This window comes from Actinobaculum suis, assembly GCF_900102025.1.
Lineage (GTDB): Bacteria > Actinomycetota > Actinomycetes > Actinomycetales > Actinomycetaceae > Actinobaculum > Actinobaculum suis.
The window spans coordinates 60,718-74,907 of sequence record NZ_FNAU01000009.1 but is presented as its reverse complement, the minus strand read 5'-3'; the positions used below and the strand labels follow the sequence as shown (position 1 = coordinate 74,907).

Genomic DNA, 14,190 nt, shown 5'->3' with positions numbered 1-14,190 from the left:
CCCGCAAGGCAACACACAAACCCTCCGCGCAAGGCGATATTCGGCACGTACCGTGCAGTTAACAGCTTCACTCAGTAGAATCAGCCCCGTTGCGAATCCCCGCAAAATTGATCGGTCTTATCCGAACTGGCGCGGTTTGATCCGCTTACCTTGCCAGAATCGGAAAACCACAACCTGAGGAGAATCGTGAATCCCACTCTGAGCGCCCTGCTAGGTATTGCTGCCATGCAAACCGGCGGCGGTGAAGAAATGACGGGTATTGCCGGCTGGGTCGTAAGCGTTATGGACGCTATTGGCGGTTTGGGAGCGGCCTTCCTAGTAGCTCTGGAAAACATTTTCCCGCCCATCCCTTCGGAAGTCATTTTGCCGCTCGCCGGATTCAGCGCCTCCGATCCCACCTCAAATATCACGCTAGTGAGCGCAGTTTTGTGGTGTACCGCAGGTTCACTGGTGGGGGCCTGGGTGCTATATGGCCTCGGCGCCTGGTTGGGCCGGGAACGCACCCGCAAAATCTTGCTCTGGCTTCCCCTCACCAAACAATCAGATGTGGATAAAACCGAAGCCTGGTTTGATAAGCACGGCCAGTGGACGGTGTTCTTTGGCCGCATGGTACCGATTTTCCGTTCCCTGATTTCTTTGCCCGCCGGGGTAACCCGCATGAACCCGATCAGTTTCACGATTATGACCACGGTCGGTTCACTCATCTGGAATTCGGTACTTATCGGTGCGGGATACGCACTGGGCGCTAACTGGGCCATTGTGGAAGACTACGTGGGCATTTTCGCCAAGATCGTGGCCGCCATTATCGTGCTCGTGGTGCTCGGTTGGATTGCACACCGTCTCTACCAAAACCGGAAAGCCGGCCAAATGGATTAAGGCCGGCCACTCGGTGTGAAAACGCGGGGCCGGGTGCTCGGTATGCCAGCGAGCCACCGGCCGCCAGCTATTTCATTGGCCTGCCTACGCGTTTTCATTGACCGCCTACGCGTTTTCATTGGCCTACCCAGGTGTTTCGGCTAGTCCGGATTTTTTCTCGCCGCGCCGCGTTATCCTGGAAGGAGTCAGCAACTCCTCAATGTGGAAGGAATAGCGCTATGGCAGAAGAATTTGACCGCACTATTGAAGTCAAGATCACCGGTCTTACCGACCCGCAGTGTGTAGAAAGCGTGACCTCCGAACTCACTGCCCTGCCGAACGTGGAACACGTCGTCGTCACCTTGGCGACGCCCGGCAAAGAATCTTCAGCACTCATCTACACGCCCCGCGATATCGACGACGCTACGCTCACCGCGGCAATCACCCGCTCCGGGCAGTACACCGTGGCAGAAATTATCCGCTAGTTTTAACGGTTCGCGAGCTTCACTTGGCGGGCGGTAAACCTCACGCTTCCCACCAATGAAGCCAGTTCCACGTACACTGAGCGAATGCATACTGAGGCCGGCGATTCTCGTTTAAATCCCGCCCGCGCAGGTTTTACTAAAAAGCCCGCAGCGGGGTTTTCCGCATTGACCCCAGAAACCGCCCAAGAAACCGCCCCCGAAGGCGCCTCAGAAAACAGTCCCGAGACCGCTCCCGCGCCGCGCCCCGCCACAAAAGTTTTGCTGGTAGACGCGATCGCCCGCTGGCAACGCCGGCCCGCCAACCTCGTGCGCGGGATTATTGCCACGCTCGGCGTGATCACCGTAGTGCTTATTTCCCTGTACGGTTTTTCTTCCACGGTAGCGGTCACGAACGACGTCGCTAATGCCGCCGCAGACGTACTTCGCACGGTGCTATTTATGCCCGTCAATGTGCTGGAAGGCATTATCTCGCTGGTATTGCCCCTGTGGATAATTCTCGAACTTTTATGGAACCGGCGCTGGCGGGCGCTAGCTACCGCCGCGGTGGCAGTGGCCGGCAGCGTCGCAACCTGCTATGCCGGCCTGTGGCTCTTCCGGCACTATCTGCCCTATGCGGCCGTTACCGAAGCTTTTTCCAAAACGTTGAACGAGCAGGCAACGATCGGCATTTTGCCCTATGTTTCGGTAATTTCCGTGTTGCTTACGGTGGCCGGCCAGTTCAACCAGTCGCGCACTGCTCGGTGGGGATGGTGGCTCCTTGGCATCGTGGTTATGCTTTCGATTCTGCAAGGCATGCAGTCCCTCACCGGTGCCCTGTTCACAATTTTGGTGGGGGTAGCGGCAGCCTGTTACGCGCTTTTTGCGATTGGGGATGCACCGCAACGCGCCGTCGGAAAAGCAGCGGTAGCGCTCGTGCGCCGGGCAGGGCTCGACGCCGTACGGATCATCCGCGTCGATAATATTGACGACCCCTTGCACGCCTGGGAAATTACCAGCAATGCGCCGCTCGGCTACGCAGATTCGGCCACCTTTAGCGGGATTAGCCGCGTACTTTCCGGGACGGCGAAAACTTCCTCCCCAGCGGCAAAAGCAGCGGCCGCTCCGGCCGGGGCCGAAAAATGGGCGGAAGGAACCGCCCCCGCCGGCGCAACCGCAAAGGCAAGCGCGGGAGCGGAGGGCGCCGCGGAAAGAACCGCCGCCAGCGCGGGAGCGGCAGTAGCGGCGGAAGGAAATATTTCGGTATCGCCCGCGCAGGTAGCTGCCGGCCCCGCGCTTACTACCGACGCCACACAGGTTACTGAGGTAGAAGCCGCGCTCGTTCCCGCGCCGATCCCCACCCAGACGCTCGATATTGATGCGCCATCATTGGCCGCGCAAACCCGGGCGCGGTATAACCCGCCGATCACGGATACGAACTCCCGCAACTACGTGGCCGAACTGACTGATGGGAGCGCACGGTTCCTTACTTTTATTGATTCGGACCGGGAAATTGTGGGCCGGTTGGCCGCGGCGTGGCAGCGTATCTTTTTGAAAGCTTCTACGCGGCGGACCGGGAGCAATATTGTGGAAACCGCCGAACGCACACTTTTGATGGAACGGGAAGCGGCCGCAATTGGCGCCGCCCCGGACCGCCACCCGCACGCGGCCGGCGGCAACTATTCCATGGTGCTCAGCTTCGACCTAGCGCCACGCGCCGCTACCACACCCGGCAGTGAACCCGGCAGCGAACCCGGCAGGACCTCCGCTAGCGCGCCCTGTGAGCCCGGCCGTGCCTCCGCTAGCGCGTCCGGAGGCAGCACCGCAACCGGCGTCGAAACAGCCGGCACCGCAACCGGCGTCGAAACAGCTACCGCCCCTGGCGAGCTTGGCAATGCCATACCGCTTGCCGCGCTTGCGGCCGAAGAAATACCCGATAGCGCACTCGACGATGTGTGGCGGGCTTTGCGCACCGCCCATCACGCTGGGATTTCCCACCAAGACGTGCGGGCTTCTACCGTGTTGGTAAGTGGTAGGCACGGCTATCTGATCCACTGGCGCAATGGCAGTATTGCGTCTTCCGAACTCAGCCGGCAAATCGATCTTTCCCAAGCGTTGACCATGATGGCTAGTGCCGTTGGTATCGAACGGGCATTGGCTTCCGCGCAGCGTATGCTCAGCGAACAGCAACTTTCTTCGATCGCCCCGGTTTTGCAGCGGGCAATTATTCCGCAAGAAACTCTGCGCGCTTTCCAAGACCGGAAAGATTTGCAGCGTTTGCGCGATAGCCTCACCAAGGAAATCCCGCAGGCTGCTACGAGCTCGGGCCCGCAACTTACGCGTTTCTCCCTGCGCACCATAATCACCGCGTTTATTGGGGCGGCGGCGCTGTTTATTTTGCTCGGCTCGATTAACTTCAACGAGCTTTTGGAAACTATTCGCACCGCCAACTTCTGGTGGGCGCTCGCTGCCCTGGCCGCCGGCTTCCTTGCCTTCCTGGGTGCAGGTATCGTGCTCCGGGCTTACACCGCGGAAAATCTGAAACTTTCGGAGGTGACGCTCGTGCAGGTGGCTGCCGGCGTCGTCGGTTTGGTAATGCCCGCCGGAATTGGCCCGGCGGCCCTGAATTTGCGGTATTTGCAAAAGAATAAGGTGCCCACCGCGGTGGCGGTAGCAACAGTAACGCTCGTGCAGGTTGCCCAGTTTGTGGCCACCGTGATTTTGTTACTCGTTTTGGCTTTGGCGACGGGCGATTTCGGTGGGATCTCCCTACCTTCCGGTTCCGGCCTACTCACCTTCTTGGCAGTGGTGGGAGCGGTGGCCGCGGTGCTCACGATTCGCCCATTACGCCAGTGGATCATCAAGAAGATCCGACCCACCGTGCAGCAAATCTGGCCGCGCATCGTCTGGCTCGCCACCCATCCATCCCGGATCGCCACCGGTTTTGGCGGTTCGGTTTTGCAAACCGCCAGCCTGGTAGCCGCCTTCGGATTCTCCCTCGCCGCCTTCGGAGAAACCTTGCCGATTACCACTTTGGCAATCACCTACCTGGTTTCTAATTCCGTCGGTTCGATTGTGCCTTCCCCGGGCGGTATCGGGCCGGTGGAAGCTGCCCTCACCGGCGGGCTCGTGGTGGCAGGAATCCCCTATTCGGTCGCATTTTCCACGGCCATGCTCTACCGCCTAACGACATTCTGGATCCGCGTACCCGTTGGTTGGGTGGCACTCCGCGTACTGCAGAAAAAGGACATCATTTGAGCATCTTTGCTTCCCGGCAGGCTCGCCCTTCTGCTTCCCGGCCAGCACGCCTCTCTGCTTCTAGCCGGGCGCGCTTCGCTGCTTCTGGCCAGGCGCGCCGCCCGCGTTTCGGTTTCTGCCGCGGGATTGACCCGGTTGCGGCCGGCCTCGCTATATTTGCCGGCGCAATTTATGTAATCTTCTCCGCCTACACCTGGCGCAACTTCAACTCTATTTCCTGGGACCAAGGCATCTTCACCCAGCTCGCCGACCAATACGCGCGCGGCATCTTCCCACCCATCGTGGATATCAAAGCCCCCGGCTACAACCTGTGGGGAGACCATTTCCACCCCATCCTCCTCCTCACCGGCCCGCTCTTCCGCCTCTGGCCTTCGGGCATGATGCTCCTCGTCCTACAATCCGCACTCTTCGCACTTTCCGTCTACCCGATCGTCAAACTCGCGCGCCAACACACCCGCTACTGGTTGCTCGTAGCGGCGGCTTACATACTTTCTTGGGGACTCACTTCCGCGCTCGTGGTCCAATTCCACGAAATTGCCTTCGCCGTGCCCCTGCTCGCTTTCGGCATTACCAACTGGATCTGGGGCAAACGCGCCCGCGCCTGCGCACAAATCGCCCTCCTCGTATTCGTCAAAGAAGACATGGGTTTCACCGTTATCGCCTTCGCCGCGGTTATCTTCCTGCGTGCCTATCTAGAACGCCTGCGCGCCCGCCCCGCACCGGTTTCCGGTGCTAACGCAAACGCTACGGTTTATCAGGGTGCTGAAGTTTCCACAGGAACGGTTTCTGGGGGTAACGAAGTTTCCACAGGAAGGGCTTGCACCGCGAATACGGTTCTTACCGACGACGCCGCACCTGCGCCCCGCTTTGGCCGGGCCCGCACGTGGTGGCACGCCGGCCTGGCCACGCTACGCTCACGCACCGGCCTGGCCAGTATTTTCTTGGCGCTTTGGGGTTTGGCCTGGTTCCTTTTGGCCACGCAAGTGTTCTTACCGTATTTTTCGGGCGCCGGGGAATGGGAATACGTGACCCGCGTGGAAGCAGATTCTGCTCCCGGTTTGGCCGGTTGGCTCATGCCAGCCAATGTAAAAGTCCCTACCCTGCTGTGGATCGCGGCCGGCCTGGGCCTGATTGGGCTACGCAGCCCGTGGGCTTTGCTTTTGGTCCCCACTTTGCTGTGGCGGTTTGCGGGCAATAATCCGTACTATTGGACGATTTTATGGCACTATTCGGCCGTGCTCATGCCCATTATGAGCGTGGCCCTGGTGGATGGGCTTGCCCGCATCCGGGCAGAAGCACAGGCAAAATCTGCCCTAGGTGCGGCCACTTCGGCTTCCCGGCTGCAAAAACTGGCTGGTTATGCGGCCGTGCTCGCCCTTTGCGGAGCCATTACCGGTACGAGCACGAACGGTTTTGGCCACTGGGCCACGGGTCAAGGTAATACGCAAGGCTGGAATTCGGTAGCCGGATACGGGGATGCCCAATCGGCGCGCCAACAAGCTGCCGCCCGGGCCGGGATTGCCGCGGTCGGCCAGGGCCGCACGGTGGTAACCGACGTCGTCACCATGGCATACGTGGTGCCCGGCAACCGGGTACTTTGGGAACACTCGTATGCGGGCGCGGAACCAGAAATCGACACCGTGTTCTTCTCGAACCGCCTCCACCACGGCAACGGCCCGCAAGTAGCGTTGTGGGCCACGGAAAAGTTTGGCGGCACCTGGGATATTGTCTCCGATAAGTCCGGCTACGTGGTGGTGATGAAGGAGGGGACGTACTGATGGCGAGCATGCCCAGCAGGCGAGAAAACACAGCCCGGAAGCAGGATGATTCCACGAAACAGGGCCCGGCCTCAAAACCGGGCCCAGCCTCAAAACCGGGCCCAGCCTCAAAACCGGGCCCAGCCTCAAAACCGGGCCCGGCTTCGAAACGGGACCTGGCTTCAAAACGGGGTCAGTCTTGGGCACGAATCTTGCCTTGGTTTTTAGCCGCCGCTTTTGCGGCCCTATATATTGCTTTTTCGGTGGCACAGTGGCGCGCTTTTCTCTCCCCTTCCTGGGATTTAGGGATTTTCACGCAGCTGGCCGATAAGTACGCACATTTCCGCGTCCCAATCGTGGATATCAAAGGCCACGGATTTAATCTCCTCGGCGATCATTTCCACCCCATTTTGGTATTGCTCGGCCCGGTTTTCCGCCTCTTCCCTTCCGGGCTTACCTTGCTGGTGGTGCAAGACCTGCTGTTCGCACTTTCCATTGCGCCGATCGCCCGGTTGTCTCTGCGCTGGCTCGGCTGGGGCCCCGGGGTGTTTGCGAGCCTGGCCTATGGGGCAAGCTGGGGACTCACAGCCGCTATTACCGCCCAATTTCATGAAATCGCCTTCGCGGTTCCCCTACTTGCTTATGGCCTAGTGGCCTGGTTGGAAGGTCGCTTACGCACCGCGGCAGTGCTGATCGCGCTCACCGTTTTCGTGAAAGAAGACATGGGTCTCACCGTGGTTGCTTTCGGCTTGGTCGCCGCGCTTACCCGCGGGCAGCAAACCGCAAGCGGCGCGGCGCAAGGTTCGCCGGAGCGCGCGCCGCAATACTCGCACCAGGACTTGCAGCAGGCCTCGCCGCCAAATAGGCACCAAGGCTCTCCGCAACTTTCGCCGCAAAGCTCGGGCTGGTTGCCGGCCGGACTAGCGCGCACATTGCCCGATTGGCTCGCTACGCGTTTGGACCGTCGCGAAGGCCGGATCGGTGTGGGTTTGATTATTTGGGGTGTTTTCTGGTTCTTCTTCGCACTCTTGGTCTTCTTGCCTTTGTTCAATAACGCGGGCGGGTGGGAATACACCAACCGGCTCACCGGTTCGGAAGCTAGTTTTGCCCTCCGGCTCGGCACCATGCTGATCACCCTGGGTTTCACGGCCCTAGCCGCGGGCATAGTGGGCTGGATAAGCCCCCTAACCGTCGTGGCAGTACCGACCCTGCTGTGGCGGTTTATCGGAAATGTGCCATTTTACTGGGGAATGGAGTGGCACTATTCAGCCGTAATCATGCCCATTATGGCCGTGGCCCTCATAGACGGCGTGGCGCGAATACGCACCCGCATACACCCGCCCGCGCACCCGCAAGCCGATACTCGGAGCCTGCTTCAGGCGGTGTTTTCACGCAAAACTTTGGCCTGGTTCGCCGCGCTGTGTGCGGTAGCCGGCGCCGGAATTGGCACCTGGCATAACACTTTCGGAGCCTGGATTCGCGGCGATTACGGCATCATTACAAACGGTGAAAGGGAGGCCGCAACGGGCCTGCTAGACGCCGTCGCCGCCGAACCTGCCGGTACCACGAGCGCGGAAAGCGTTCCCGCGGCGAGCCAGAAAACCGTGATCACCGATATCTACCTGCTGGCCTATTTGGTACCCGAAAACCGCGTCTACTGGTGGGGAACCGCGCAAGGCGCCACCCCGGACCTCGTGGCCTTCTCCAACCGCACCGCCACCGACCCGGCCGAATGGGCCCAAACCCACTACTCGGGCACGTGGCGCACGGTGTACTCCGAAGCAGGTTACCGCCTCGCCGAAAAAGTGGACTAGCCGCCACTGCCGGTAACTAGCCACCACTGCCGATATAGAAGCAAGGTGAGAATCAGCTGACCTGTGGAAAACTCTGCACCGCAAAAGAACCGGAGAGTACGCTGAACCGCGTGACCGAGAAACCTCTTTACCGCGACCCCGCCGTGCTCGGCCTGATCTTTCTGGGCGGCACTCTGGGAACCCTACTGCGCTATCTCGTTTCCATGTTTGCCGCTACTAGTGCGCGGAGTACGCTTGCCGCCAGCTTCAGCGATGTGTGGGCGACCTTTGCCGTCAACCTGCTTGGCGCTTTCCTACTCGGGCTAATAACCGGCCTGCTCACGGATAGAATTGCGGCCGGAAACAAGCGCGCTTACCGACTCAAAATGTGCTTCGGTACCGGGTTTTGCGGTGCTTTCACCACTTACGGGACCTTCATTATGCAGGGCATTACGATCAGTCTCTTCGCCTCGTTTTTCGGCCCGCTCGCCCTCGGCGCCGCAGCCGCCTATGCCCTTGGTTCCCTAATTGCCGGTTTCCTGCTCGCCTGGTTGGGGCTTTCCCTAGGCGGCAAACTAGCGCGGCGCATTTCGGTACCGCGCTACTCTACGAAGCGCAACTTCGCAGAGCGCAACTCTGCAGAGCAGCTCGCTGGTACTTCCAGTAATGCCGCGCCGGACTCCGCCGCCGATACCGCCCCCGCCGCCGCGCCGGAGGTTTCGCAATGAGTGTGCTGATTATTGCTATTGCTGGCGGTATTGGTGCGATATTGCGCGCCTTGCTGGACGACGCCGTTACCCGCCACTCCCGAGCTTCCTGGCCGGTAGGTATTTTCGCGGTGAATATTATCGGCAGCTTTATCCTGGGCGCCTTCACCTATTTCCTCAGCACTTTATCCACAGGTGCGACGGCGGGGTGGAGTTCGGAGCTAATCACGCACATCGCGCTGTGGGCGCCGGCCCTCACCACCGGCTTGCTTGGTGGCTTCACTACGTTTTCCACAGCTATGCTCGACGCCGTTAAACTCGCCCGTTCCGGCCGTAAAATGGCTAGCCTCGGCTTGCTGCTAGGTAATTATCTGAGCTCGCTTGCCGCCTGCCTACTCGGTGTTGGCCTGGCGTATTTGGTTTGCGGCTAACGGCGGCCTACTCACACCGGCGGCTCCGATCAGAAGGCCACGGCAAGGCGGATATGGTCTAGCAGGCCGGGCAAAGCACAACACCAACTGGAAAAGCTGCGGTGCCTGCGGGAAACCTGAAGCAAGCGGGCTGGGAGGATACCGTATTAAGCAGGCAGTATTCCCGCTTGGGCATATATCTCAACCTGTATACAGCGTTCCCCTCCAGTGATAGGACAGTTATGTATAAACATTCAAGAGAGCAGGCGAAACAAGTGCGCCTGCGAACCTGATTGAGGGTAGATAACAACCTCGGCAGAAGTTTCGGATAAGCAGCAAGCCTCCGTAATAAGTGCGGGTGGGGAGCGCTCCTAGCCGGGGATAAGAGAAAGGATTCGCCACCATGAACGCCGAATTTCCAAACGGAACTCCGGAACAGCCAGAACGCAAGACCGAGTACGTGGAAGCTGAACCGCTCGGCCGGCGGGAACGCTACGAGAACCCGACCTTCCTGGATCCTTTCGAAATGGGACGGCAAGCCATTAAACATATTCGCGGCGGTTTCGGTATCAGCGGGCTGGTAATGCTCGTGATTGGCCTGTGTCTCCTCTTCGCGCCCGGCCGCACTTTGGCCTTCGCCGCCGGTTTGGTGGCCGTGGGGCTCTTAGTGGGCGCAGTATTTCGCGTACTCATGGGATTTTTTGAAAAATACGTGCCGGGCGGGTGGCGCGTACTGAGCATCATCTTTGGAATAATGCTCGGCATTGCGGCCATTATTATGCTTCGCAATCTCAGCGCTTCCGCCAATGTGCTCTTCCTGATTTTCACCCTTGGTATGGGTTTTTCCTGGGTCTTCGAAGGCATTATGGCGCTGGGCGAATCCGGCTTCGCGCGTTCTCAGGGATGGGCGATTGCCTACGGACTTATTTCTTTGCTCGCTGGCGTTACCGTGCTGGCTGTGCCTGCTTTCAGCGCCGCTAGCCTGATTGTTTTCATCGGAATCATGCTCGTGGTTTCCGGCTTGGTTTCGATCATCCGTGCCTTCACCTTCGGTAAGGCCGCGCTACACCAGTTGCAGGAAGAAGAAGCGCGGTAGCAAGCGAATGCGTTAGGCAACAGCCGCACGCAAGGCAACAATCGCGCGTAACGCAACAGCCGCGCGGTAGAGAACGCGCGATAGCAAGCGATTAATTCCGCCCACAGGACAGTCCCGTGTGTTGCGCGCCACTGTATGAGACAATGGAAGTTATGAACGAACGTGCAGGACAACCGGCGCGCCCGGAAGACCTCATCGACGTCGATGAGCTCGTGGCCGCCTATTACGATATCGAACCGGATCCGAACGATCCGAACCAGGCCGTGGTGTTCGGTACTTCCGGGCACCGTGGCTCCGCTTTTGACGGTGCTTTCAATGAGGCACATATTGCCGCTACCACGCAGGCGATCGTAGAGTATCGCGCGCAAGAGGGTTTTGACGGCCCGCTGTTTATTGGCCGCGATACGCACGGGCTTTCCGCACCGGCGGAAAAAACCGCGGTTGAGGTGCTGATCGCCAACGGGGTGAATGTGCTGGCTGACGCACGTGGTTCGTGGACTCCCACGCCCGCGGTTTCGCTAGCCATTTTGGAAGCGAATGGGGCCCCGCATAATTTGCGGACCTCGGGGCCCGGGCTGGCGGACGGCATCGTCGTCACCCCTTCCCACAACCCTCCGCGCGACGGTGGTTTCAAGTACAACCCGCCCAACGGTGGCCCCGCAGATACGGACGCTACCGGGTGGATCGCGGACCGCGCGAACGAAATTTTGCGGCAGGGTTGGCAGGAAAACGTCAAACGTCTCCCCTACGAGCAGGCAATCACCAGCGAACATTACGGTAGTTACGATTTCCGCCAGCGGTACGTCGAAGCGCTCGAAACGATCATTGATTTCGAAGCGATTCGCAAGGCTGGCGTGAAGATTGGCGCCGATCCGCTAGGCGGGGCCTCTACCGAATATTGGCAGGCTATTGCAGACCACTACGGGATTGATCTGACGGTCGTCAATCCCACCGTCGATCCCACCTGGTACTTCATGACCCTGGATTGGGATGGCAAGATCCGCATGGATTGTTCTTCCCCTTCCGCCATGGCCGGGCTGGTAGCGCAAATGAAACCGGATGCAGAAGGCAATGCGCCCTACGATCTGGCTACCGGGAACGACGCCGATTCTGATCGCCACGGGATCGTCACGCCCGATGGTGGGCTCATGAACCCAAATCACTATCTGGCGGTGGCCATCGAATATCTCTTCACGCACCGGCCCGGTTGGAGCAAGGATACGAATGTGGGTAAGACCCTCGTTTCTTCCTCCCTCATTGACCGCGTGGTGGCAGGTATTGGCCGCGAACTTGTGGAAGTACCTGTGGGCTTCAAGTGGTTCGTGCCCGGCCTGCTTACCGGCGAGATCGGTTTTGGCGGGGAAGAATCTGCCGGCGCTTCCTTCCTGCGTAAGGATGGCAGCGTGTGGACCACGGACAAGGACGGCATTGTGCTGAACTTGCTGGCCGCAGAAATTACCGCGGTAACCGGCAAATCGCCTTCCCAGTTGCATCGCGAACAGGTGGAAAAGTATGGCGATTCGGCCTACGCCCGCTTGGATGCCCCGGCCACCAAGCCGCAGAAGGCGAAGCTCAAGGCTCTCTCCCCGGCAGACGTGACCGCCTCCGAACTGGCCGGCGAACCAATTACCGAAAAGCTCGTAAATGCTCCCGGTAATGGCGAGCCAATCGGTGGCCTAAAGGTGACGACGCCGGACGCCTGGTTCGCCGCCCGCCCCTCCGGCACCGAAGATGTTTACAAGATCTACGCCGAATCCTTCAAGGGCCCCGAACATTTGGCCCAGGTGCAGGCCGAAGCCAAGGAAGTGGTGAACGCCGCCCTCGAAGGGTAAGCAGCGGCCACACCGGCTAATGCAGGGTGCCGGCAGTGTTTTCGGATACTGCCGGCACCCTTTTGTTTTCGTTAGCTGGCTACGGCTGCCGGCTTTCTCGCTACCGGCCCGCGCTGCACACGGTATGGCGCCGCGCGCAGCTCCATTCCCCTTCGCACCGTGCCCTTTCACACCGCGCCCTCGCATTACATCCGAACCGCGACCTTGCACGCCCTGCGCATTACATCCGAACCGCGACTTTGCATGCCGCGATCTTTCACATCGCGCGTATTACATCCGAACCGTGCCCTTCGCACCTGCTTAGCCGTAAACTAAAGGGAGCGCCGCGCGGCACTGCCACACGGCCCCGGAAAGACGCGGGATTGCCCGCCCAACACGAGGAGTTTTATGTCCATTACTACACCGCCCGCTGGCATTGCGGACATTGGCGTTACTGGCCTGGGAGTTATGGGGGCAAATCTGGCCCGCAACCTGGCTCGGAACGGTTTCAAAGTAGCCGTGCATAACCGTTCGGTTGGGCGCACCGAAAAGCTCATGGAAAACCACGGGAAGGAAGGCGATTTCTATCCGTCTGTTTCTATGGAAGATTTCGTTGCTTCCCTCGCCAAACCGCGCGTCGCCATCATTATGGTGAAGGCCGGGAGCGCTACCGATGCGGTTATTGAACAGCTTGCTGCACTTATGGAAGAGGGCGATATTATCGTCGACTGCGGCAATTCCCTGTTCACCGATACGCGGCGGCGGGAAGCAGCAATTCGGGAACGCGGCTTGCACTATGTGGGGGCAGGGGTTTCCGGTGGTGAAGAAGGCGCCCTGTGGGGACCGTCGATCATGCCAGGTGGTACCCGCGAATCGTATGACCGTTTGGGCCCCATGTTTGAAAAGATTTCCGCGAAGGCCGAAGATGGTTCGCCGTGCTGCACCTACGTGGGCCCGGATGGTGCCGGCCACTTCGTAAAGATGGTGCATAACGGGATCGAATATGCCGATATGCAGCTCATTGCCGAAGCTTATGATCTGATGCGTAAGAGCTTGGGCTGGTCTGCCTCCCAGATTGGTGACGTGTTCACCGAGTGGAACAAGACGGAACTCAACTCTTACCTGATTGAGATCACCGCGGAAGTGCTCCACCAGCAGGATGCCAAGACGGGCAACGCGCTGGTCGATATGATCCTCGACCAGGCCGCCCAAAAGGGTACTGGGGCGTGGACGGTACAGAATGCTGCGTCCTTCGGCGTGCCCGCCACCGGGATTGCCGAAGCGACTTTCGCCCGCTCACTTTCGGGAGATGTGGAAGAACGCGCGGCCGGGCAAGCAGTTTTGCCGGCCGGGGCGGAAACACGCGAAGTTTCCGACCCCGCCCAGTTCGTGGAAGACATCCGCCAGGCCCTTTATGCCTCCAAGATGGTTGCCTATTCGCAAGGTTTCGAACTGATCCGCAAGGGCTCCCAAGAATTCACTTGGAATATTGACCTGGGCGCGATGGCCCGCATCTGGCGCGCCGGTTGCATTATCCGCGCCCAGTTCCTCGGCCGCATCACCGAAGCCTACGAACGCCAGCCTGACCTGCCGCTACTGCTCGCCGATGAATACTTCCTCGGAGAGATTTCGCAGGCCCTGCCCTCCTGGCGCCGGATCGTCGCCTTCGCCGCACAAACCGGCGTACCGATCCCCGCTTTCGCTTCCTCGCTTTCGTATTACGACGGCGTACGTGCCGAGAAACTGCCGGCCAATCTCATCCAAGGCCAGCGGGACTTCTTCGGTGCTCACACCTACAAGCGCATTGACGGTGGCGAGGGTGTATTCCACACCCTCTGGGCAGAACCAGGCCGCCCCGAAGAACAGTGGAGCTAAACCAACACTGAGCTATTGCTAAACCAACCCTGGGCCATTTATTGCTGAGCCAGCCCCGGGCCATTGTTGAGCTAATAGCTTGAGCTCATCGCAAGCGTGCGGCCCCCGGAAAATCCGGGGGCCGCACGCCTTATTTCACCGCGCATAAAACTACGCGCTCACTGCCA

The 14,190-nt window shown here is 59.7% G+C and carries 10 protein-coding genes; all 10 read left to right on the top strand.

Annotation, left to right across the window (positions count from 1 at the left end; translation table 11 throughout):
- Positions 1 to 186: 186 nt before the first annotated feature.
- The 10 genes from BLT47_RS06030 (at position 187) to gndA (ending at position 14,023) form a co-directional block, all read left to right on the top strand.
- On the top strand, positions 187 to 876 hold the full coding sequence (locus BLT47_RS06030) for a DedA family protein (RefSeq protein WP_255306675.1): 690 nt from the start codon (positions 187 to 189) through the stop codon (positions 874 to 876).
- A gap of 218 nt (positions 877 to 1,094) precedes the next feature.
- On the top strand, positions 1,095 to 1,340 hold the full coding sequence (locus BLT47_RS06025; RefSeq protein WP_074662780.1) for a heavy-metal-associated domain-containing protein: 246 nt from the start codon (positions 1,095 to 1,097) through the stop codon (positions 1,338 to 1,340).
- An 84-nt stretch (positions 1,341 to 1,424) separates the two neighbouring features.
- Positions 1,425 to 4,574 carry a lysylphosphatidylglycerol synthase transmembrane domain-containing protein gene (locus BLT47_RS09565; protein WP_256332553.1) on the top strand — a complete coding sequence of 1,050 codons (3,150 nt, stop codon included), beginning with the start codon at positions 1,425 to 1,427 and terminating at the stop codon, positions 4,572 to 4,574.
- Positions 4,571 to 6,352 carry a DUF2079 domain-containing protein gene (locus tag BLT47_RS06015; protein ID WP_074662778.1) on the top strand — a complete coding sequence of 594 codons (1,782 nt, stop codon included), beginning with the start codon at positions 4,571 to 4,573 and terminating at the stop codon, positions 6,350 to 6,352. Before BLT47_RS09565 ends, BLT47_RS06015 begins: the two co-directional genes overlap by 4 nt.
- Before the next feature lie 242 nt (positions 6,353 to 6,594).
- Complete coding sequence (locus BLT47_RS06010; protein WP_176764487.1) at positions 6,595 to 8,145, top strand: DUF2079 domain-containing protein; 1,551 nt, start codon at positions 6,595 to 6,597, stop codon at positions 8,143 to 8,145.
- Positions 8,146 to 8,255: 110 nt separating this feature from the next.
- Positions 8,256 to 8,852, top strand: coding sequence for a fluoride efflux transporter FluC (locus BLT47_RS06005; protein ID WP_074662771.1), 597 nt, complete (start codon positions 8,256 to 8,258; stop codon positions 8,850 to 8,852).
- Complete coding sequence (locus tag BLT47_RS06000; RefSeq protein WP_074662768.1) at positions 8,849 to 9,262, top strand: fluoride efflux transporter FluC; 414 nt, start codon at positions 8,849 to 8,851, stop codon at positions 9,260 to 9,262. Before BLT47_RS06005 ends, BLT47_RS06000 begins: the two co-directional genes overlap by 4 nt.
- A 382-nt stretch (positions 9,263 to 9,644) precedes the next feature.
- A complete protein-coding gene (locus tag BLT47_RS05995; RefSeq protein WP_083330107.1) occupies positions 9,645 to 10,337 on the top strand; it encodes an HdeD family acid-resistance protein in 693 nt (230 codons plus the stop codon).
- Positions 10,338 to 10,489: 152 nt separating this feature from the next.
- Positions 10,490 to 12,169, top strand: coding sequence for a phosphoglucomutase (alpha-D-glucose-1,6-bisphosphate-dependent) (gene pgm, locus BLT47_RS05990; protein ID WP_065414797.1), 1,680 nt, complete (start codon positions 10,490 to 10,492; stop codon positions 12,167 to 12,169).
- Positions 12,170 to 12,556: 387 nt separating this feature from the next.
- The gene (gene gndA, locus BLT47_RS05985; protein WP_074662765.1) at positions 12,557 to 14,023 is read left to right on the top strand and encodes an NADP-dependent phosphogluconate dehydrogenase; all 1,467 of its coding nucleotides are present in this window, start codon (positions 12,557 to 12,559) and stop codon (positions 14,021 to 14,023) included.
- The last annotated feature ends 167 nt before the right edge of the window (positions 14,024 to 14,190 follow it).